Origin of the sequence: Xenorhabdus szentirmaii DSM 16338, assembly GCF_002632585.1 — a bacterium.
Lineage (GTDB): Bacteria > Pseudomonadota > Gammaproteobacteria > Enterobacterales > Enterobacteriaceae > Xenorhabdus > Xenorhabdus szentirmaii.
Genome location: NZ_NIBV01000076.1, coordinates 1 through 206 on the forward strand (window position 1 = coordinate 1; position 206 = coordinate 206).

Below are 206 nucleotides of genomic sequence, written 5' to 3' on the forward strand. Positions count from 1 at the left end.
GGGCTATAGCTCAGCTGGGAGAGCGCTTGCATGGCATGCAAGAGGTCAGCGGTTCGATCCCGCTTAGCTCCACCAAATACTTATCGTTTCCAGTCAGTATTTGGTTATTCAAAATCTGAACCACATTTGTGGGGCTATAGCTCAGCTGGGAGAGCGCTTGCATGGCATGCAAGAGGTCAGCGGTTCGATCCCGCTTAGCTCCACCA

At 52.4% G+C, this 206-nt stretch carries 1 tRNA gene; it reads left to right on the forward strand.

Annotated features, from left to right (window positions below):
* The first annotated feature begins 130 nt into the window (after positions 1-130).
* Positions 131-206 (forward strand) — tRNA-Ala (locus Xsze_RS21735).